This window comes from Halomonas sp. DQ26W (assembly GCF_003339685.1).
In the GTDB taxonomy this organism is placed as follows: domain Bacteria; phylum Pseudomonadota; class Gammaproteobacteria; order Pseudomonadales; family Halomonadaceae; genus Halomonas.
Map to the genome: position 1 here is coordinate 60301 of NZ_QPKI01000003.1, position 20234 is coordinate 80534.

19 protein-coding genes are annotated in these 20234 nt (G+C 62.7%); 5 read left to right on the plus strand and 14 right to left on the minus strand.

Going from position 1 to position 20234, the window contains the following annotated elements:
• The coding region (locus tag DU490_RS02255; protein ID WP_258801143.1) for a DUF3141 domain-containing protein at positions 1-2307 on the minus strand (2307 nt) is incomplete at its 3' end.
• 168 nt (positions 2308-2475) lie between these two features.
• On the minus strand, positions 2476-3405 hold the full coding sequence (locus DU490_RS02260; RefSeq protein ID WP_181869930.1) for a hypothetical protein: 930 nt from the start codon (positions 3403-3405) through the stop codon (positions 2476-2478).
• 111 nt (positions 3406-3516) lie between these two features.
• Here DU490_RS02260 and DU490_RS02265 point away from each other — a divergent pair, with 111 nt between their 5' ends.
• Both DU490_RS02265 and lipA read left to right on the plus strand, forming a co-directional pair.
• Positions 3517-4506: a LysR family transcriptional regulator gene (locus DU490_RS02265; RefSeq protein ID WP_114572721.1), complete on the plus strand. Its 990-nt coding sequence runs from the start codon at positions 3517-3519 to the stop codon at positions 4504-4506.
• A gap of 182 nt (positions 4507-4688) precedes the next feature.
• Positions 4689-5741 (plus strand): lipoyl synthase, encoded by a 1053-nt coding sequence (lipA, locus tag DU490_RS02270; RefSeq protein WP_114572722.1) that lies wholly within the window; start codon positions 4689-4691, stop codon positions 5739-5741.
• 91 nt (positions 5742-5832) lie between these two features.
• Here lipA and lipB read toward each other — a convergent pair whose 3' ends face one another.
• The 11 genes from lipB to DU490_RS02325 all read right to left on the minus strand — a co-directional run bounded on the left by lipB (position 5833) and on the right by DU490_RS02325 (position 16248).
• Positions 5833-6483: a lipoyl(octanoyl) transferase LipB gene (gene lipB, locus DU490_RS02275; RefSeq protein WP_114572723.1), complete on the minus strand. Its 651-nt coding sequence runs from the start codon at positions 6481-6483 to the stop codon at positions 5833-5835.
• Positions 6483-6797: a YbeD family protein gene (locus DU490_RS02280; protein ID WP_114572724.1), complete on the minus strand. Its 315-nt coding sequence runs from the start codon at positions 6795-6797 to the stop codon at positions 6483-6485. Before DU490_RS02280 ends, lipB begins: the two co-directional genes overlap by 1 nt.
• Positions 6798-6864: 67 nt before the next feature.
• On the minus strand, positions 6865-8067 hold the full coding sequence (locus tag DU490_RS02285) for a D-alanyl-D-alanine carboxypeptidase family protein (protein WP_114572725.1): 1203 nt from the start codon (positions 8065-8067) through the stop codon (positions 6865-6867).
• Positions 8068-8115: 48 nt separating this feature from the next.
• The gene (locus tag DU490_RS02290; protein WP_114572726.1) at positions 8116-9120 is read right to left on the minus strand and encodes a septal ring lytic transglycosylase RlpA family protein; all 1005 of its coding nucleotides are present in this window, start codon (positions 9118-9120) and stop codon (positions 8116-8118) included.
• Complete coding sequence (gene mltB / locus DU490_RS02295) at positions 9117-10181, minus strand: lytic murein transglycosylase B (protein WP_181869931.1); 1065 nt, start codon at positions 10179-10181, stop codon at positions 9117-9119. The genes DU490_RS02290 and mltB overlap by 4 nt, the downstream gene beginning before the upstream one ends.
• 56 nt (positions 10182-10237) lie before the next feature.
• Positions 10238-11398 carry a rod shape-determining protein RodA gene (gene rodA, locus DU490_RS02300; protein WP_114572727.1) on the minus strand — a complete coding sequence of 387 codons (1161 nt, stop codon included), beginning with the start codon at positions 11396-11398 and terminating at the stop codon, positions 10238-10240.
• Positions 11399-11401: 3 nt separating this feature from the next.
• Positions 11402-13309 carry a penicillin-binding protein 2 gene (mrdA, locus tag DU490_RS02305; RefSeq protein ID WP_114572728.1) on the minus strand — a complete coding sequence of 636 codons (1908 nt, stop codon included), beginning with the start codon at positions 13307-13309 and terminating at the stop codon, positions 11402-11404.
• A 42-nt stretch (positions 13310-13351) separates the two neighbouring features.
• Entirely contained in the window at positions 13352-13819 is a 468-nt protein-coding gene (gene rlmH / locus DU490_RS02310; RefSeq protein WP_114572729.1) for a 23S rRNA (pseudouridine(1915)-N(3))-methyltransferase RlmH, read from the minus strand.
• The gene (gene rsfS, locus DU490_RS02315) at positions 13816-14178 is read right to left on the minus strand and encodes a ribosome silencing factor (RefSeq protein WP_114572730.1); all 363 of its coding nucleotides are present in this window, start codon (positions 14176-14178) and stop codon (positions 13816-13818) included. The genes rlmH and rsfS overlap by 4 nt, the downstream gene beginning before the upstream one ends.
• Before the next feature lie 67 nt (positions 14179-14245).
• A complete protein-coding gene (gene nadD, locus DU490_RS02320) occupies positions 14246-14947 on the minus strand; it encodes a nicotinate-nucleotide adenylyltransferase (protein ID WP_114572731.1) in 702 nt (233 codons plus the stop codon).
• Complete coding sequence (locus tag DU490_RS02325) at positions 14944-16248, minus strand: glutamate-5-semialdehyde dehydrogenase (protein WP_114572732.1); 1305 nt, start codon at positions 16246-16248, stop codon at positions 14944-14946. Before DU490_RS02325 ends, nadD begins: the two co-directional genes overlap by 4 nt.
• A 95-nt stretch (positions 16249-16343) precedes the next feature.
• Here DU490_RS02325 and DU490_RS02330 point away from each other — a divergent pair, with 95 nt between their 5' ends.
• Genes DU490_RS02330 through DU490_RS02340 form a run of 3 tightly spaced genes read left to right on the plus strand, consistent with a single transcriptional unit; the run spans position 16344 to position 19576 of the window.
• The gene (locus DU490_RS02330) at positions 16344-17216 is read left to right on the plus strand and encodes a hypothetical protein (RefSeq protein WP_114572733.1); all 873 of its coding nucleotides are present in this window, start codon (positions 16344-16346) and stop codon (positions 17214-17216) included.
• Positions 17206-18141 (plus strand): diguanylate cyclase domain-containing protein, encoded by a 936-nt coding sequence (locus DU490_RS02335; protein ID WP_114572734.1) that lies wholly within the window; start codon positions 17206-17208, stop codon positions 18139-18141. Before DU490_RS02330 ends, DU490_RS02335 begins: the two co-directional genes overlap by 11 nt.
• A gap of 31 nt (positions 18142-18172) precedes the next feature.
• Positions 18173-19576: a bifunctional DedA family/phosphatase PAP2 family protein gene (locus tag DU490_RS02340; RefSeq protein ID WP_114572735.1), complete on the plus strand. Its 1404-nt coding sequence runs from the start codon at positions 18173-18175 to the stop codon at positions 19574-19576.
• Between the two features lie 44 nt (positions 19577-19620).
• On the opposite strand, the gene DU490_RS02345 is transcribed toward DU490_RS02340, so the two are convergent.
• Complete coding sequence (locus DU490_RS02345; protein ID WP_404872825.1) at positions 19621-20229, minus strand: LysE family translocator; 609 nt, start codon at positions 20227-20229, stop codon at positions 19621-19623.
• Positions 20230-20234: the final 5 nt, after the last annotated feature.

The window sequence follows — 20234 nt, forward strand, 5'->3', positions numbered from 1 at the left end:
CTCGGCCTGCTTGGGCTCGGCCTGCTTGGGCTCGGCCTGCTTGGGCTCGGCCCTGGCACCACTCTCTACGTCCGCATGCGAATCAGCGAATGCCTGGCGTTGATTAGCCGGCTCGACCCGCTCCAGGGCCGTGACGAAGAGCTTACGGATATGTTCGTAGCGCTTGCTTGCCCGCTCGGTGAGTTCACCACTAGCGGCCAGCACATGGTCGATATGCTCCAGATGCCCGCGAATCTCATCGCCTGTCTCCCCCAGCAGCAGCTCCGGGATGGCATCGAGGGCAGCCTCTCGATCAAGCTTGAGGATGAAGAACTGGTCACGTACCAGTTGCTTGAAATCAGCCAAGTTACGCCCGGGCTCAAGCTCGGCCCGTGATGCCCGCAGGCGCTTGAAATTGCGCTCATCCGTGGTGGGCGAGCCGCCCAGCACATGGATCACCGAGCGCATCACGGCTTCATGGCTGCCTCCCTCGGCGACCCGGTGACGCAGCTCATCCTGGCGACGCTCGATGAAGCGGCGATGCTCGGGCTCACTACCCGGGCGCCGGCGATGAACGTGCGCATCGCCGCCCAGCCCCACCATGGACTGCAGCAGGGGCTGGCCGTAGACCTGCAGGAACAGCCGCTCGGTAGCGTTGTCGCGCAACTCACGCCAGGCATCGAGCCCCCGGGTAAGCTGGCCCGACGCAACACCTTCGAAGGTCCGGAAGATATTGTCTTCGCCCACCGGATGACGATCCTCACGCACCCAGTCGGCCAATACGGGCAACGGTACGGAAAGCGGATTGCGGTCCGACAGCAACTTGTAACCCAGGCGAATGGGATGCATGCGGCGGATCAAGCGCGACGCCTCGGGGGTCATCACGCCCCGCACCCACGGCTGGACGAAGAGTCGATACAGCCCCAGATTTATTTCGGACACCCGTGCCACGGTAGCGAAACGCGTGTCATCTTCTTCACTATGCCGGATGACGTCACGATTCAATCCCTCGATGGAGCGGGGCTTGAATTCGAGCAGATAGTCCCGTTCGATCAATTCTGCATCGCTGCGCTCGGACGCACTCGTGACGGCGGTCTCGTAGAGTCCCGGGGGCAATACGTCGATGTAGTCGATATTGGCCGTGAACTCGGCATGTTCCTTGCGGGAGACACTACCCGAGACGAAGATCCCTAGGTGGCCGGTAGTATCATGAACGCAATAGACAATGGTCTGCTCGCTGGCGATGATATCGTCTACATCTTCATAGAGATCTCGCACCCAGCCCAGTGCCTGGGGTGGCGGCGTGATGTCATCCCCCTGCGAGCAGAACACCACGACAGGGGAGCGCACGTTGCGCAGATCGATGCGTCGGCCGTCGGAGGTGACCAGCTGCGAAGTGGAGAGACGGTTGCCGATGAAGAGGTTATCGACGATGTACTGAATTTCCTCGCCACCGAGCACCACGTGCCCGCCCCACCAGCGCTCAAAGTTCAGGTAACGATCGGCTTCAGTGTCGACGTTGGCAAATAGCTGGTACTGCTTATCCCACCAGGTATTGGCCGGATTGAGCCTTTCAAAATTCTGTACCAGCATGGCGCCATCGAACAGGCCGCTACCGATGTCGCTGGCCAGCGTGGTCATCCAGCTACCCCCAGACATGCCTCCGGTATACCGCATCGGTGCCTTGCCACGTTCGCCAGCCCAGTAGGAGAGCGGTGCACCGGCAATCAGAATCGGTCCAAACAGATCGGGCTCGAGCGATGCCGCCATCATGATCTGCCATCCGGCCTGGCAGTTGCCAACCACCATCGGCTTCTCTTCGGCCACGGGGTGCAGTTCGATGACACGGCGCAGGAAGGCAATCTCCGCCTCCACGACATCCTCCACCGTCTGGCCCTCTTCGGGGTAAGGCAAGAAGCCGATGAAGTAGCAAGGGTGGCCGGCGCGCAGGGCCACACCTATCTCACTGTCGGGCTTGAAACCACCGATGCCTGGACCGTGTCCCGCGCGGGGATCCACGACCACGAAAGGACGGGACTGGAGGTCCAGCTCGACATCGGACGGTGGTAGGATTCGCATCAACTCATAGTTGACCGGTCGTGGCAGCGTGCGGCCATCCATGACGACTTCGGCCTCGAAACCCAATACGTTGGGGTTGGATTTTTCGATATGCTCCAGGTACTGGTTGCCACGCTCGCGCATCACGTCCATGTACAACACGCTGCGTTCGACGGCATCACGCCAATAATCGAATGCGGCACGGCCGAAACCGAAGGGGTCCATTAAGGACATCGCCTCTATAGGCGGTGTCGGCATCAGTGAGGTCATGTTCGACTCCAGGGTTCGCTGTTGCCGATTGTGTCGGCACCAGGAGGGAGATTGATTGCTGCGATGCAACAATCATAGTACGTAGGGGGACATGATGACGAGTCATTTTGTTGAAATTCTGTATCCAAAATTCGCAGCATGCTGTTTTATAGCTTTATTTAAGGATACCTAGAGGATACCCTGCCACTCCGTCAAGGCCCTTCGCTCCCTGCGTGCCGCTTCGTCAGCATCACGCCCCCAAACCAGTAATCTCGCGTCCGGCGTTCCGGCGCTTTCACCTCGGGGACGGTCGAGCCTGACTCCGGGCCCTCCACTCAAGAACCCCTCTGATCGCGACAACATGTGCAAGCGTGCCTGCCCGGGACGACCCGGCCCATGTCCCATCTGACCGATTCGCGGACGCCGTAGGCGACCACCGCCGACCAACCGTAGCTGTTCAACGGCTAGGTCGAGTCCGGTAAGCACTTCGGCCAAGCCCTCATAGCCTGTCAAGCCAGGCCGCATGCTGATGAAGCCCAAGCTATTTCCCACCAGTGTGAAGCTCAGCGTCACCAGGCCGACCAGTCCTGCCGACTGGGCGCCCTTGATGGCAAGTTGGCCGAGATAGATACGCTGCTCCGGAGTCAACCTGTCACTTGGTGCAACCGCACGGCCGGCATGAAGAATCTCATGTTCGATCAGGGCCAGCGCCTGCCCCCGGGAATCGACCAGTACCGGCAGGTGCAGAGACGGCGATTCATCGTTCAGGGGGCTGAGCGGGACTTGCACTTCTCGCATCAACTGCCGGCTAGCCAGTTGGTCGTGCATTGCCGCCAGCAGGCTGACACAGGGACCGACAAAGGCCATGCCGGCCTGTCGGCTGGCCTTCGCCAAGGTGACCTGGACGGCGGTTTCCGCCTCTGCCGGATGCAGCAGATCACAACCCAGCCGCCGAGCATGCCTCACCAGCTCGCCACCGATCTTGCCATCACTGCCGCGCCAGGCCAGCCCCAGCTCGGTACACGCTTGGCCGGCCCGCAGCGTCTCCAGGCCACTGCCCGCAACCATGACCGATTGCCAAGAGCCTGGCTGCCTGACAGCACTGTCGCTAGATTTCATGAAGCCTTTCCTCGTGGATGCCGAAAACCGGGCATGACCGCTGCCCGCAGGCGGTGATAGCATGAATTCCGATGTTAATGGGTGCCTGGCGCCCCTCCAGCGGATTGATCGATGACCACGCCAAGCCTGCTGAACCGCCTGACCTTTCGCCAACTCCAGGTCTTCCAGGCCGTGTATCGCCAACACTCCTACTCGCGGGCAGCGGAAACGCTGGGCCTTACCCAGCCTGCGGTCAGCGCGCAGATACGCCAGTTGGAACAGGTCATCGGCCAGCCATTGTTCAAGTACACCGGCAAGACCCTGCATGTGCTGCCCGCCGCCGATGCAGTGGCCGCCTCGGCCCAGGCCATTTTCGGCCAGGTATCACGGCTGCAGATGGCACTTTCGGACATGGCCGGCACCATCTCCGGAGAGCTCAACCTGGCGGCCGTCTCCACCGCGCAATATGTCGTGCCCCACCTGATCGCACGCTTTCGCGCCTACTATCCCAATGTCCAGGTGCGCCTGCAGGTATGCAATCGCAGCCAGGCACTCGAGCGTCTGGCCGAGCGCCGCGACGATCTGGTAATCATGGCCATGGTGCCCGAAGATGACGACAATCTGGTGTTCATGCCGATCCTGGAAAACGAACTGATACCGGTGGTGTGGCCAGGGCATCCGCTACTGACGGACTGCGCCCCCACCCTGGAGGACCTCGCTCGTCACTACCTGCTGATGCGCGAGTCGGGCTCCGGGGTTCGTACTGCCTTCGAACAGCAGGCGGCAGAGCAGGACGTCGTCCTGCTGCACACCATGGAGCTTGGCACCAACGAGGCCATCAAGCAGGGTGTGATGGCGCACCTGGGTGTAGCGGTCCTGCCGCGGCTGGCTGTGAAGCTGGAACTGAGGACGGGCCTGCTTTCCGAGCTCACGCTGCCTGGCTTTCCGCTGCGTCGCTCCTGGTGCACGGTCTATCCCCGCGACCGCTTTCCCACCCCGGTAACGGAACTCTTCCTGCGTTTCGTACGCGAGCGGTTGGGCGAGTTCGAGGCTCACTTCAAGGCACCAACGGAACCGATACCAAACCACGGTGTGGTGTGCCTACCGATACACCCAACCTGAGCGGAGACGACGCCGCCTCCGCTGTCCACTCGCGGCGCGAATATGGTAGATTAGCGGCCTGCGTCCAACGTATCAATCTGCGCGCCATGCAGCGCTCGTGCCATTGTCGGCGTCCCTCCCGGAGGCGAATGGTTCACAGCCACATGGCCCTGGCAGCCGCCGAGTGGAGGGGCTCACACCCTATGAGCGACAGCACCTCAAAACGCATTCCCAGCGGTGAGAAGTTCCGCAACGAGCACGGCATGGCCGTGATCAAGGATGGCATCAAGCAGCGCAACCAGGTCGAAGAGAGCCCCGAGCCGGGCCGGAAGCCCCAGTGGCTGCGCGCCCAGATCCCCGGTGGCGAACGCTTCGAGGCGGTCAAGAACAATGTCAGCACACACCACCTGAGCACCGTCTGTGCCGAGTCGCACTGTCCCAACATGGGTGAGTGCTGGAGCAACGGCACGGCCACCATCATGCTGATGGGCTCGGTGTGTACTCGTGCCTGCCGCTTCTGCGCCGTAGATACCGGCAACCCCAAGGGCTGGCTCGACAGCGAGGAACCGGCCAACACCGCCAAGTCCGTGGAACTCATGGGGTTGCGCTACGTGGTGCTGACTTCGGTCGATCGCGATGACTTGCCCGATGGCGGGGCCAGCCACTATGCCGACTGCATCCGCGCCATCAAGACCCACACCCCCGAGGTGGTGGTAGAAGCACTGACCCCCGATTTTGACGGTGACCACCAGGCCATCGAGCGTGTCGTCGATTCCGGCCTGGAGGTCTTTGCCCAGAACGTCGAGACGGTGGAGCGCCTCACTCACAAGGTCCGCGACCCACGTGCCGGGTACCGCAAGACGCTCGACGTGCTGGCCCATGCCAAGCAGCACAAACCAGAAATATTGACCAAGACCAGCCTCATGCTGGGCCTGGGCGAGACCGACGAGGAAATCCTGGCCACCCTAGACGACCTGCGCGCCATCAACGTGGATATCGTCACCCTCGGCCAGTACCTGCGACCCACGCGCAACCACCTGCCGATCGAGCGGTGGGTCACGCCCCATGAGTTCGAGCGCTACCGCCAACTGGGCCTGGAAAAAGGTTTTCTGGAAGTGGCCTCGGGCCCGCTGGTGCGCTCCAGCTATCGGGCCGACCAAGTGTTTGAGAAAAACAATCTCGGCCTCGCGGCGCCCGCCGAGCTACCGGGACAGGCAGCAGATCCTAACCGCATCGACGCCATCAACGTCGGTTAGATACCAGCTGAGCGTAGTTCGAGAAAAAAAGCAGCGCTCGCCATCGCCGGCGCGCGCTGCTCATCAATCGTTTGCAATCATGTAGTCCAGCTCAGGCGCTGGGGGCCAGTGGCTGGGCGCTGCGGAGACCTCTTCCCAACTCATGGGCCAGGCATTCGGCCAAACGTTCGCCCACCGCCTCGACGCCGGGGCAATCGACGACCAGATCGGACAGCCGGGTCATGGACATACCCGCGTAGCCACAGGGATTGATGCGGTCGAAGGGGGAGAGATCCCCATCAACGTTGAGTGCCACGCCATGGAAACTCGCCCCGCGGCGAATGCGCAGACCCAGCGAAGCGATCTTGTCCTGGCCCACGTAGACGCCGGGCGCGTCGGGTCGCGCTCGCGCCACCACATCGAATTCTGCCAGCACGGCGATCACCGCGTTCTCCAAGGCTGAAACCAGCTCCCGCACACCAAGCCGGGCGCGCCGTACATCCAGAAGCGGGTAGAGCACCACCTGCCCGGGGCCATGATAGGTCACCTGGCCGCCGCGATCAGTCTGTATCACGGGAATATCGCCGGGCATCAGTAGATGTTCGGGCTTGCCGGCCTGCCCCTGGGTGAAGACCGGATCGTGTTCCACCAGCCACAGCTGGTCGGGGGTATGCTCGTCACGGGTATCGGTCAGCGTGCGCATGGCCTGCCATACCGGTTCGTAGGCGCGGCGCCCCAGGCGGTGGAACTCAAGATCGCGCATCAAACCACCATATGTACGCGCCCGGTGGCCTTGAGCTCGGCGAACAGCGCCTTGAGCTGGGATTCACCGGTGGCACGCATGGTTAGTCGCACCGATTGAAAGCGTGCGTTGCGACTCTCCACCACTTCCAGCGTTGTCGCATCGAATTCGCTGTCGTGGCGTGCCACCACCTGACAGACCACGGCCGCGAAGTCCTCGGCGGCGTCCCCCACCACCTTGACCGGGTAATCGCAGGGAAACGTGATCGTCGGCGGCGCCCCGGGCGTGTTTGCCGTTGCCGCGCGACGCAGATCGCGCAGGTTGCTGTCGGTCATGAACGTCCTACCCTTCAGAGCATTTCCGAGCATGTTACTCGGCCGTTCCTCGGCATCCAAGGCTCGACTAGTCGAACCATCCACCGACCAGGTTGCTGAAGAAGCGCCTGACCTGATCGAACAGGCGCTTGAAGATATTGCCCTCTTCGATCGACTCGAGCGCCACCAGTGCCTGCTCACCAACGACGTCGTCACCCAACCGTACCTCCAGCGTTCCCACGCGATCACCCTGGCTGATCGGGGCGGTCAGATCCTGACGAATGTCGAGACGGGCACTGAGCTCCTGGTTGCGGGCGCGTGGAACGGTCATGAAGACGTTCTCGTCCACCCCAACGCGCAGCTCGTTTCTTTCACCGCCCCAGATCCGTGGCGCATTGAGCACGGCGCCCTGCTCATAGAGGTTCATCGTCTCGTAGTAGCGGAAGCCATAGCTCAGCAGTTTCTGTGTCTCCTGGGCCCGGGCCTCCTCGGAGCTGGTTCCCATCACCACCGAAATCAAACGCATGTCGTCACGTTTGGCTGACGCCACCAGACCGTAACCCGCCTCGGTGGTCCAACCTGTCTTCAGTCCGTCGACGGTGGGGTCACGCCACAGCAGGCGATTGCGGTTGGGCTGACGAATATCGCTGTAGGTGAAGTATTTTTCTGCGTAGACCGCGTAGTGCTCGGGATAGTCGTTGATGATGTATTGCGAGAGCAGCGCCATATCACGGGCAGAGGAGTACTGTTCCGGATGCGGCAGGCCGGTGGAGTTGGTGAAATTGGTATTGTGCAGTCCCAGGCGCGTGGCGTGCTGGTTCATCAGGTCGGCGAAAGGCGACTCTCCGCCGGCCAGGTGCTCGGCCACGGCGACACTGGCATCGTTTCCGGAGGCGATGATGATGCCGTAGAGCAGGTCACGGATCGACACTTCGGTGTCGACCTCGATGAACATCTTCGAACCACCGGTGCGCCAGGCATTTTCACTGACCCGTACCATGTCGTCCATGCCGATATTGCCGCGATCCAACTCCCGCTCCACCAGGTAGGCCGTCATGAGCTTGGTGAGGCTCGCCGGGGGCAGGCGCTCGTCGGCGTTGTGCTCGATCAGCACTCGGCCGCTATCGGCATCCATGAGAAACCACGACTTGGCAGCAACCTGAGGGGGGGCGGGAATCATGGTTTGCGGCGCAGGCCCAGCCTGGGCCAGGGCCTGGGCCGTCATCAGGACCAGACTCATCAGCAGCGCCGGCAACAGCAGTGAACGGCGTTTAGAAAACAGCACTCTCATTGGCTTGGATCTCATCAAAACATCGGAAAGTCAGGAGCAAGGTGCCGATCAATCGGCACCGTTGACGATAAAGGACTGGTCGAAACCGGCACGCCGCAGTTCGTCGCGTGCCGGTTCGACCAGGGCAGTGCTGGACAATGGTCCAACCTGAACCCGGTACATCCCAGCTGAATCGGCTACCCGCACGGGATGCGACAGCTCATTGTCGAGCTTTGCCTTTAGCGCTTGGGCATTGTCCACCGATCCAAGTGCCGCTATCTGCAGATAGATGGCGCCCTGGTCAGTCGTGGCTTTTGCCGTGGCTCGGCTCGGTACAACGCTCTCGCCAGCCGAACCATCGGCAGATTCAGACGGAGCCTGTCGAGCTGGTTCCGCCAGCGTAACCCGGGGCTCTGCGTCGGGCGGCGATTGGACCACCGGCGAGGCATTCCGGTTCTCGCCATTGCGGCCATTTTCGGCCAGCCACCGTTCCGGATCGATTGCCTCGACCTTCACCCGGCCGGTGCCCCTGTCCAGGATATCCAGGCGAGCCGCAGCTGCATAGGAGAGGTCGATTTCACGGTCATTATGAAAGGGACCACGGTCGTTGACCCGCACGATCACGGAACGGCCGTTTTCCAGGCTCGTCACCCTGGCATAAGTGGGCAACGGCAGTGACCGATGCGCGGCGGTCATCTTGTACATGTCGTAGATTTCGCCATTCGACGTGGCATAGCCGTGGAACTTCTCACCGTACCAGGAAGCGGTCCCCTGCCGGGCGTAGCCGCTGGCGTCGGGCAATACCCGGTAGGTCTTGCCCCACACCTCATAAGTCGGGCGGTTGCCGCCACGGGACGGAGCCTCGACACGCGGCACCGCATCCGGGATTTCGCTGACGTCTGGCGGGTTTTCGGGATAGGCATCGCCACTCATGGCGTAGCGCCCGCCGCCAGCAGGTGCCGCCGTGGGTGTCCTGCTCGATGTCTCACGCTCACCCGAGGGCGCCGAACCTCCGCCACCGGCACAGCCGGCCAGCAAGGTGGCCAACGCCAGGGCGAGATACCAGGGCTTCATTCCCCACCTCCGGCGCCGTTGCTTGTCGTTTCGAGCGGGTGAGCTCCCAGCGCACGCGAGGCTTCGATCGCTTCGGCCAGCTCAGTTACAGCCATGGCATAGAGATGACTGTGGTTGTAGCGAGTGATGACGTAGAAATTTTCGTGCCCCACCCGATAACGCCAAGCGGCTTCAGAGGTCTCCAGCGCTAGCGGCACCACCGAGGCATCGTCATCGAGATTGCCCGCGACCCTGATACCCGACTCGGCAAGCTCGGCAATGCTGGCATAGGGTCTGGCCGTGCGGTTGAAATCGACCGCCTCCGGCGGCGTGTCAGGCCCCTGGGCTTCATGGTAGATCGGGCTGCCCGGCTGCCAACCATGTTCCGCAAAATAGTTGCCTACGCTGCCGATGGCATCGACCGGGTTAGTCCATAGGTCACGCACCCCGTCACCGTCGAAGTCCACGGCATAGGCGCGATAGCTGGTCGGTATGAACTGCGGATACCCCATGGCGCCGGCGTAGGAACCTTTCAGACTGCCCGGATCCACGTCCTGCTCCCGGGTAATTTCGAGAAACGCCGTCAACTCGCCATGAAAGAAACCGCCCCGAACGGGGTGGTGGAAAGCAAGGGTCGACAGCGAGTCGATGACCCGATGGCGACCAGTAAACCTCCCATAACTGGTCTCGACGCCGATGATGGCGGCAATCATTTCCGCCGGTACGCCATATTCGGCTTCGGCACGGGCGAACGCATCGCGATGTGCCTCGATGAAGGCCACGCCCTTCTCGATCCTCTCCGGCTGCAGAAAGATGTCTCGGTACTCGTCCCAGCGCAGCCGGCGCTCAGCGGCGCCTTCCATGGCGTCCAGCACACCCTGCTGGAATTCGGCGCTGCGCAGAGCCGACTCCAGCCACTCGCGCTCGATCCCCCGGTCGACGAGGGTATCGACAAGCTGTCTCGCTCCATCGTGTTCCGCTGGGTCGAAGTCAGCGGCACTCAACCCTGGCGCCAGCACCCACAAGGCCAATGCCGCAACAGCGGTACCGCTCGCCCTTTTCCACTTTCCCACTGGCATCATTCGCTCGCCACTCCTGCAGGGGCTTGTCGGTCGGATATGGTCATCGTGCAGCGTCGCTAACGCGGCAACAGGCGACGGTGGCCATGAATGGACATGAGAATACCGAAACCCGCCAGCAAGGTCACGCTGGAGGTCCCGCCGTAACTGACCAACGGCAGGGGCACACCGACCACCGGCAGGATCCCGCTGACCATGCCGACGTTGACGAAGACATAGATGAAAAATGTCAGGATGATGCTGCCTCCAAGCAGCCGGCCGAAGGTATCGTGCGCCCCTGCCGCCAGCCACAGGCCGCGAGTGACGATCATCAGGTAGAGTACCAGTACGACCAACATGCCCATGAGCCCGAACTCTTCACCCAGCACGGCAACGATGAAGTCCGTATGCCGCTCGGGCAAAAACTCGAGCTGGGACTGGGTCCCCTGGAGCCAGCCCTTGCCCCATACCCCGCCGCTGCCGATGGCAGTGGTCGACTGGATGATATTCCAGCCGGAGCCCAGCGGGTCGCTTTCGGGGTTGAGAAAGGTCAGAACCCGTTGGCGCTGATAGTTATGCAGATTCATCCACAGCAGCGGCAAGGCGGCGGCGGCCAACACGCCCAGGAAGGCGATGAAGCGCCAGGAGAGGCCGGCCAGCAGCACCACGAAGATCGCAGCGCAGGTGACCAGCAGGGAGGTACCCAGATCCGGCTGGCGCGCGATCAACAGCACCGGAACGCCGATCAGCACGCCACAGACCAGCAGATCATGCCAACGGGGGGGCAACTCTCGGCGGCTCAGCCAGGCCGCCACCATCAGCGGCATGGCCAGCTTCATCAGCTCCGATGGCTGGAAACGTACCACTCCGGGAATCGTCAGCCAGCGCTGCGCCCCCATGCCAGTGTCACCCACTAACTCGACCGCCACCAGCATGAGCAGGCTGGCAGCGTAGACCAGCGGGGCCCAGCGCAGCAGGGTGGCAGGTGCCAGTTGCGCAAGCAACAGCATGACCACCACTGCCACCAGGAATCGGGATCCCTGGGCGATGACCGCATCCAGGTTCCGCCCACTGGCGCTGTAGAGCACGCCCAGACCGGCCACCATCAGTACCAGAAGCATGAGCAACAGCCAGGGGTCGAGATGAGTACGCTCCCAGACGCTCTTGCGCCGGGCAATACCGCTCTCCGGTGGGCGCACCGGCCGACGGCGCAGGCCTCTGGTCAGGTACGTCAACGCCATCGATCAGTTTCCCGCCACGGTACCGGTGTCATTCTCCAGTGCCTCCCGCAGTTCCTCGACATCCACTTGTTCTTCCTCAAGCAGCCAGGCATCGGTCATGGCCCTGGCAAGGTGGGCCGCATGGGTGCTGCCCCCCCCGGCATTCTCCACGATCACCGAAACGGCGATCTGCGGGTCTTCCAGCGGAGCGAATGCCATGAACAGCGCATGGTCGCGCAGGCGCTCGGCCAGTTCCTCGGCGTTATAGCGCTGATCTTGCCCCAGCGAGAAGACCTGGGCAGTACCCGACTTGCCACCCATGCGGTACTCGAGCCCCACGCCGGTTCGCCGGGCGGTTCCCTCGTGGCCTGTCATTACCTTCTCCATGCCGGAAAAAATCTTGTCCCACCAGTAGTCATTATCGATTTCCAGAAAGGGCGGGGTATCCGGCAAGTCGAGCGCAACGACCTCTTCCCCGATACGACTTGCCAGGCGCGGCTTCACCCATTCGCCACGGTTGGCCAGCACGGCCGTGGCGGTAGCCAGCTGCAGCGGGGTAACCTGCCAATAGCCTTGGCCGATGCCCACTGACAGCGTTTCACCGGGATACCAGGGCTGACCGAAACGGCCCCGCTTCCAATCCCGCGAAGGCATCAGAGCGGCGCTTTCACCAAAGACATCATGCCCCACCCGCTGACCGAAGCCGAAGGCGCTCATCTGGTCATGTATGCGATCGATGCCGAGATCATGGGCAAGCGAATAGTAATAGGTGTTGTTGGAGACAGCGATCGAGCGCTCCATGTCGACACGCCCATGCCCCCAGCGCAGCCAGTTGCGATAGCGGCGACTGTCGTTGGGCAACTGGTAGAATCCGGGATCGTTGATGGCACGTTCCGGGGTGATTACTCCTTCGGCCAGGCCTGCCATGGCAAGGAAAGGCTTGATTGTGGAACCCGGCGGGTACTGGCCACGGATGGCCCGATTGAACAGCGGCAGGTCGAGGTCTTCCTGCAGTGCTCGATAGGCGGCGAAATCGATACCGGTGACGAACTGGTTGCTGTCGAAGCCCGGTGCCGAAACCATGGCGAGGATCTCGCCCGTACCGGGGGCGATGGCCACGATAGAGCCACGCCGCCCGTCGAGCAGCTCATAGGCCAGGGTCTGAAGCGGCATGTCGAGGGTCAGGGTCAGGTCATGGCCAGGCACAGGGTCAGTACGCCCCAACTCGCGCAACACCCGCCCCCGCGCGTTGGTCTCGACCTTGCGCAGCCCGGCCTGGCCGTGGAGCAGATCCTCGTAGAATCGCTCGACACCGGTCTTGCCAATGAAGTGCGTCCCAGCGTAGCGGCCGAGATCCAGCGTCTTCAACTCATCGGCATTGATGCGTCCGACATAGCCCAGCGCATGCGCCGTAATATTGGCATCCGGGTAGTAGCGTAGAAGCTGAGCCTCGACCTCGATGCCCGGCAGGAGATGCCGGTTAACCGCCAGTCGAGCGATCTGGGCTTCATCCAGGTCGCTCATCAACAGCGCCGGCTGGAAAGGACGCTGACGCTGGCGTGAGCGCAGACGAAAGGCATCGGCTTCCTCTACGGAGAGTTCCAACAAGGCTTCCAGCCGGTCGAGGGTCCCATCCAGGTCCTCGACCCGTTCGCGGATCAGCGTCAGATTGTAGGTGGGACGATTCTCGGCGAGCAGCACACCATTGCGATCCTGAATCAGGCCTCGGGTCGGGGGCAACGGTTCGACCCTAACGCGATTCTTTTCCGAGCGGGTACTGTAGACCTCATGCTGAACTACCTGCAGGTACACCAACCGACCCATCAACAGCCCGGTCAATGCCACGATCAGCAAGGCGGCAAGCAGCGAACGGACTCGGAAGATGCGCAGCTCCTGCTGCGGATTCTTGAGGGTGTCACGGCGATCGCGCATGCCGGCAATGACCTCTAATGAGTGTTCCGGGGGACCCGCCAATCAGCGGTGATAGGGATGCCCCACCATCAGGGTCCAGGCACGGTAGAGTTGTTCAGCCAGGATCACCCTGACCAGCGGATGCGGCAGGGTCAACGGCGACAGCGACCACCGCCGGTCGGCGCTGGCGGAGAGCTCCGGTGAGAGGCCATCGGGACCCCCTACAATCAGCACCACGTCGCGGCCTTCCAGCCGCCACGCCTCACCTTCGCGGGCCAGGTGTTCGGTACTCCAGCCTTGGCCTTCGACTTCCAGCGCGACCGTGAGTTCATCCCCCCGCAGGCGATCGCGAATACGCTGCGCCTCGAGTGCAACGGCGCGAGCCACATCGGCATTCTTGCCCCTCTGCCCCGGAGCGATCTCCTCGATCTCCAGGGCGAAATCCCGGGGCAATCGCTTGCGATACTCCTCTATGCCTGTATTAACCCAGGCAGGCATGCGGGTACCCACCGCCAGCAGGCGGATCTTCATGCGCCGCCGCGCTCTTCTCTAAGCTCGACGTCGCTAGGCAGGTCCGCCCAGAGGCGTTCAAGATCGTATAGCTGGCGGGTTTCGGGAAGCATGACGTGCACGACCAGGTCACCAAGGTCCACAAGTACCCAGTCGGAACCGGCCTGCCCCTCCACTCCCAGGGGCGGATGGCCAGCGGCCTTGGACTGCTCAACAATGTGGTTGGCCAGCGCTGCCACGTGCCGGGTGGAAGTGCCGCTAGCCACTATCATCAGGTCCGTCACGCTGGTGAGTCGCGATACGTCCAGCATGGCCACATCCTTGGCCTTGAGATCTTCTAGTGCATCTACCACCAATGTCTTGAGCGAATCGTTGTGCATAGCCCCTCGTCAACTGGAAGTCTTGGTCGGTGCCCATTGTAGCGTCTAGCGCAGCCGCTGGCAGCGTTCAATGACGCCGATATAGCGCTCTTTTATCAATTCGCGCTTCCACGGCCTCGGGGAGCAAGTAGCGGATACTGCTGCCTGTGGCCAAGCGACGGCGTACCTCGGTGGCCGAAATCGCCATTTGCGTCGGCAGCGCCAGGCGTAACAACCTTCCCGCTGGTTCTTGAAACAGTGACTCGTCACAATCGACCTCCCGCTGGCCGATCAGTTCGAGCAGTGCGGCGGGCAATGGCGCGTCGTGATCCGGGCGATCAATCACTACCAGGTGGGCCAGCTCGAAGAGCCGTTCCGGTGTTCGCCAGTCCGCCAGGCGGAGGAAGGCGTCATGTCCCAAGACCATCACCAGCCGGGCCTCGGCGCCATACTCATCGCGTAGGCTGGCCAGGGTGTCGGCACTGTAGGAGGGCCCGTCGCGTTCTAGCTCGCGGGCGTCGGCCATCAGCCCTGGTGTCTGTCCAATACCGAGCCTCAGCAGCGTGAGTCGCTCTTCGGGCGGGACCGACGGCTCATCACGCAGCGGCGGCATGCTGGCAGGCACCATGTGTACCCGGTCCAGCATAAGGCATTCGTGCAGTTCGACGGCGCTGCGCAAATGGCCCAGGTGTACCGGGTCGAAGGTTCCTCCCAGCATGGCGATACGCGGCGGCCTTGACACGCCTGTGTCCACTCGACCAGCCGGCACCCCGGTGTGCGTCCGGCTCATCCTCTTACCTGACCGTCGCCAAGCACCACGTACTTGCGAGTGGTGAGGCCTTCGAGGCCGACCGGGCCACGGGCGTGCAACTTGTCGGTGGAAACCCCGATTTCCGCCCCAAGGCCATATTCGAAACCATCGGCGAAGCGGGTCGAGGCATTGACCATCACCGAACTGGAATCGACCTCGGTCATGAAGCGACGGGCCAGGCCATAGTGCTCGGTGACGATGGCGTCGGTATGGTGCGAGCCGTAGCGTTCGATATGTGCGATCGCCGCGTCCATGCCGTCGACCACGCGAATCGCCAACACCGGCGCCAAGTACTCGGCTTCCCAGTCGGCCTCGCTGGCGGGGGTGGCACTCTTCAGCACACGGCAAGTCCGCTCACAGCCACGTAGTTCGACACCATGTTCGGCGTAGGCCTCAGCCAACCGAGGCAACAGCGATTCGGCCAGCGGCGCATCGACCAGCAACGTTTCCATGGTATTGCAGGTGCCGTAACGCTGGGTCTTGGCATTGATCGCGATGGCCATGGCCTTTTCCATATCGGCGGTGGCATCGATATAGACATGGCAGACCCCGTCGAGGTGCTTGATCACCGGTACACGCGCTTCCCGGGTGATGCGCTCGATCAGCGACTTACCACCGCGGGGAATGATCACGTCGACATATTCCGGCATGGCGATCAAGCGCCCCACGGCGGCGCGGTCCGTGGTCGCAACCACCTGCACCGCGCCTTCGGGCAGCCCAGCATCGTCGAGCCCGGCGCGAATGCAGGTCGAAATGGCGGCATTGGACTCGCGAGCCTCCGAGCCGCCACGCAAGATGCAGGCATTACCGGATTTTAGGCACAGGCTGGCAGCCTCGAGAGTCACATTGGGGCGTGACTCGTAGATGATGCCGATGACACCCAGCGGCACCCGCATCTGACCAACCTGGATGCCGCTGGGCCGCATTCTCATGCCATCGATCTCCCCAACCGGGTCGGGCAGGGCCGCTACCTGAAGGAGCCCTTCCACCATGGCGTCCAGTCGTCCATCATCGAGTGCCAGCCGGTCGAGCAGGGCGGCATCGAGCCCGCTATCGCGGCCACGGGCAAGATCCCTTGCATTGGCGGCAAGTATCTCGCCGCGGCGGCGCTGGAGATGATCGGCCATGGCCCGCAGGGCGCTGTTCTTGTTGGCGGTAACGGCGCGGCGCATGTGTGTGGCGGCGGTACGGGCGACCTGACCTAGGCGCACCATATAGGCATCGACATCGCCGATAGTATGCTCGGCGGTGGATTCGGTTCGGGAGGCGTGAGCGGACATGCGGTATCAATATCTCCTGGGCTACAGCCTCAGAGGTGGCTGTGGACGTTATACTGGCGCGACGTCGTGTCGATCACCATAGATAGTAAGGCACCATGCAAAGCAAGTACAAAGTTGGGCTGATGCGCCTGAACCTGCTAGCCGCGGCCATGATGCTGGCCCTGCTGGCCTACCAGACGGAACTCTTCGCCAGTGCCTTGCTGTTATGGCTGGCTGTCGCCTGGCTGGCGGTTACGGCAACTCTGCTCGAATTCAGCCATCGGCGGCCCGCCACAATCCCCTGGCAACTGCTCCCCGGCCTCCTGCTGGCCGGCCTGCTGTGGACCGACCCCGAACGCCACGCATTATGGATCTGGGGCTGGCCGGCCCTGCTGATGCTGCCTCAGCCGGGCTGGATGCTGGGTCTCACCTTCGTGCTCGCCAGCCTTGCCTGGTGGTCGCTCATCGCCGTGCTCGGCTTCGAACAGGCCCTCTTCTCAGGCCTTCTCCTGTTGATTCTGATGCTGCTCGGGCTGGCGCGTAATCTACAGCTCCAGCCGCTGCGACTGGCTTCACGCCAGCGCGTCCGCCTGGCTCCCGGGCTCCCACTATGGACCGCGCACCAACTGGCCACCGACCTGCGTCGTGAGCGAGCACGCTGTCGTCGTGAAGGAGTCCATGGAGAGTTGCTGCTACTCGGCACATCCCGCCATCAGCTTTGGCCATTGGCCCACGACCTGTGCCGCCAGACACACGATTTCGAAACCTGCTACCGCCTCAATCAGCGCACGCTGGCCGCCCTACTGCTCAGCCGGGACCCTGAGCAGGCCAGCTCCCGCCGCCAGGAACTGCTCAACGGCTTGCACGCCCCGGTAAAGGCAAGATTTACCCTTCTCGAAGCCGCCGGTTCTCTCGACGAACAGCTGGCTCTATTCGACGAGCAGGACAGCGTCCTTGAGATCGACCCGGAGACCGACCATGGACGATGAAAGCAATTGGTCGTCAACACGCATTGCCATTGCCTATGCCGCTGGATCCCTGTTGCTGGGCGGCTACGCCGTATGGCATTACCTGATGGGCGACTACGACCGCATCCTGATCCCTGCCATACTCGCCCTGCTGATGCTGGTCGCCACACTGCTGCGCCTCGCACTGGCCACCAAGGCACGTCTCTCAGCTTACCTAGTGCTGATAGCCGGCTACCTGATGCTGGCACTGGAACTGCCGCAGTTGGATAACGTCGCCCCCTTCTGGGCCGGCCTGGCTCCCCTGCTGACACTGCTGCTGGTGCCTTTGCCGCCGGCAATACTGCTCAACATTCTGCTGGCACCGGTCTGGCTGGTGTTGGTCAACGATGGCCAACTCGACAGCGAGCTGGTCCTGGGCTTCCTCGCCCTGATGGTCGTTGCGGCACTGGCGCCCTGGGAACAGAGCCGACAGCAAGCCTTGTTGAAGGCCACCGATCCCAGGGATCCACAATGCAACGCACTGGCCAAGGATACCCTGGACGAACTCCTCGCCAGTGAATATCAGCGCACCGAACTACTCCACCAATCGCTCGCCGTTCTGGTCATCCATCTTCCTCAGCTGGAAATGGCCAGCGAACAGTTCGGCAGCCGGGCACGCCAATCGCTTCTGGACTCACTGTGCCGGGAGGTCAACCGCTGCTCCCGACGGCACGACTTCCTGGGGCGCCATGGCCCTGCCACTTTCTGGCTGGTGTTGCCCGATACCAGCCAGAGCGGTGCCCAGATGGTCCAGCAACGAATCGATCAGGCCATTGACCGAACAGTACTGGTGGATACGGGGCCACTTCGCGCACCCACCGTGCTCTGCCAGCGTCTCGCAGGCGAATCATGGCAGCGGTTCGAACAGCGCCTGCAGACCCTGACACGGCGACTCGCAGAGCAATGAAACTCACCGCCACCCTCAAAGGAGCCGATGCTTGAGCCTGACCGAGAACCTCTACCAGCTCGCCCCTTCGCCGGAAATGCTGCTCTTTTTCATTGGCCTTATCGCCCTGCTCGAGTCCCTGGCGCTGGTCGGCCTGCTACTCCCAGGCGTCATCCTGATCACCGCCGCGGCATCGCTGGCCGGACACCAGGATATGTCCGTCTCTGCAATTCTCCTGGCGGCCTTCGCCGGCGCAGTCATCGGCGACGGGCTGAGCTTCATTCTGGGCTACACCCAGCGTGAGCGGGTCACCCAACTCTGGCCTTTCTCGCGCCACCCGGAATGGCTGGCGCGAGGCGCCCAGTTCTTCCAGCGTTACGGCAGCCTGTCGGTGTTCTTCGGGCGTTTTGTCGGCCCGGTGCGTCCGGTGATACCGCTGATTGCCGGCATGCTGCACATGTCGCCGCGCGCCTTTATCTGGGCCAACCTGGCCTCGGCGGCCCTGTGGGCGCCGGCCTATGTCCTGCCCGGCTACCTGCTGGGCCAGACCTGGCAGCAACTGCTCGGCCTGCCCCCGGGCCTGGGCGGGCTGCTGATCGCCCTGACGCTGCTGGTGGTGATGCTTGCGATCACCTTCTCCTGGCTGCGCCAGCAGTTCAGCCGCAGCGGCCGGCTCTATCGCCTACTGGCAAGCGGGGCACGGCGCCACCCGGGCATGCGCCGCCTGTGGCTGACCCACAGCTGGCGAGGTCGCAGCGAAATACCGTTGGCGAGCTGGTTGCTGCTCATCTTCTCACTGGGGGGGCTTTCGGGCCTGACCATCGCCGTAATACGCCAGCGCGGTCCCTTCGAACTTGATCTCAAGGTACACGCCCTGTTCGACAGCCTGGTGGTTCCGGCCTTGCCCGCTGCCGGCCAGATACTGGCACGCATCGGCGACATGTACGGCATTCTGGCACTGGTCATTCCCTGGGGGCTCTGGCTACTGGCAAAGCGACATCTGTCGGCTTTCACCCATATCGCCGCAGGCCTGGGTGCCATCGCCCTGCTCAATACACTAGGCAAAGCGATCATCGGCCGATCGCGACCGGATACCCCGGACTATCTCACCGGCTCGCTGGCCTATCCCAGCGCCCATGCCTCCTCCGCCGTGGTGCTATACGGCCTGGCAGCCGCCTTCCTTGCCCAGGGACTGCCACACCAGCGACGCTTCTTGGCCTACTGGTTCGCCATTGCACTGACGCTACCGATGGCCCTGTCTCGTCTCGTCATCGGCGTTCACTGGCTCAGCGACCTGGTCGGTGGCGCCCTGCTGGGGCTGGTGGTCTGCGCGCTCGTCCGCCTCTCCTGGCAGCGCAGTCCACGCCCAGCCCTGACGCCCTGCCCCTGGATGATGCTGACCGCGGCGTCGCTGGTACTGCTCGGAGCGCGAATGGCCTGGCTGCCACCGGTATAGAGCCTGGCCGGTGGCGGCATGGCTTATCGTTTGCTCATCCTTGTTCAGCCCAGCGCCAGCCACAGCCCCACTCCGACCATCAGTGAGCCGGCTATGCGGTTGAGTAACTGCACGTTGCCGCTGACGCCGAGCAGACGCCGCAGGCTGCGGCCACCGGCGGCATAGAGTAGCAAGCAAAGAAACTCGATCGTCAGTATCAGCGTGATCAGCACGACCAGTTGGCCCATCAAGGCTCGAGAGGCATCCAGGAAGGGCGGCAGCAGTGCCACGAAGAAGGCCCAACCCTTGGGATTGGCCACCGCGGTGAGAAAGCCCTGAAGTGCCAACTGACCACGACCCGCCGGCGGCAGATCGACGTTTTCCAGAGGAATTGCCATGCGCCCCCGGGAGCGCCACATCATCACGCCCAGATAGCCCAGATAGATGCCCCCGACCCATTTGAATAGGGCGAAGAGTTCCGGCTGGCGCAGCATCAGCGCGGCAACGCCGACACCCGCGGCGACGGCCACCAGCCCCACACCCACCAACTCGCCGGCCATCATCCACAGGGTGCGCCTCACGCCTTGCGTCATGCCCAGCACCATGGAAAGCGTCATGCACATTCCGGGGGTCAGCGAGACAAAGAGAAAAGTCGGAATGAAGACCGACAGCATCGATA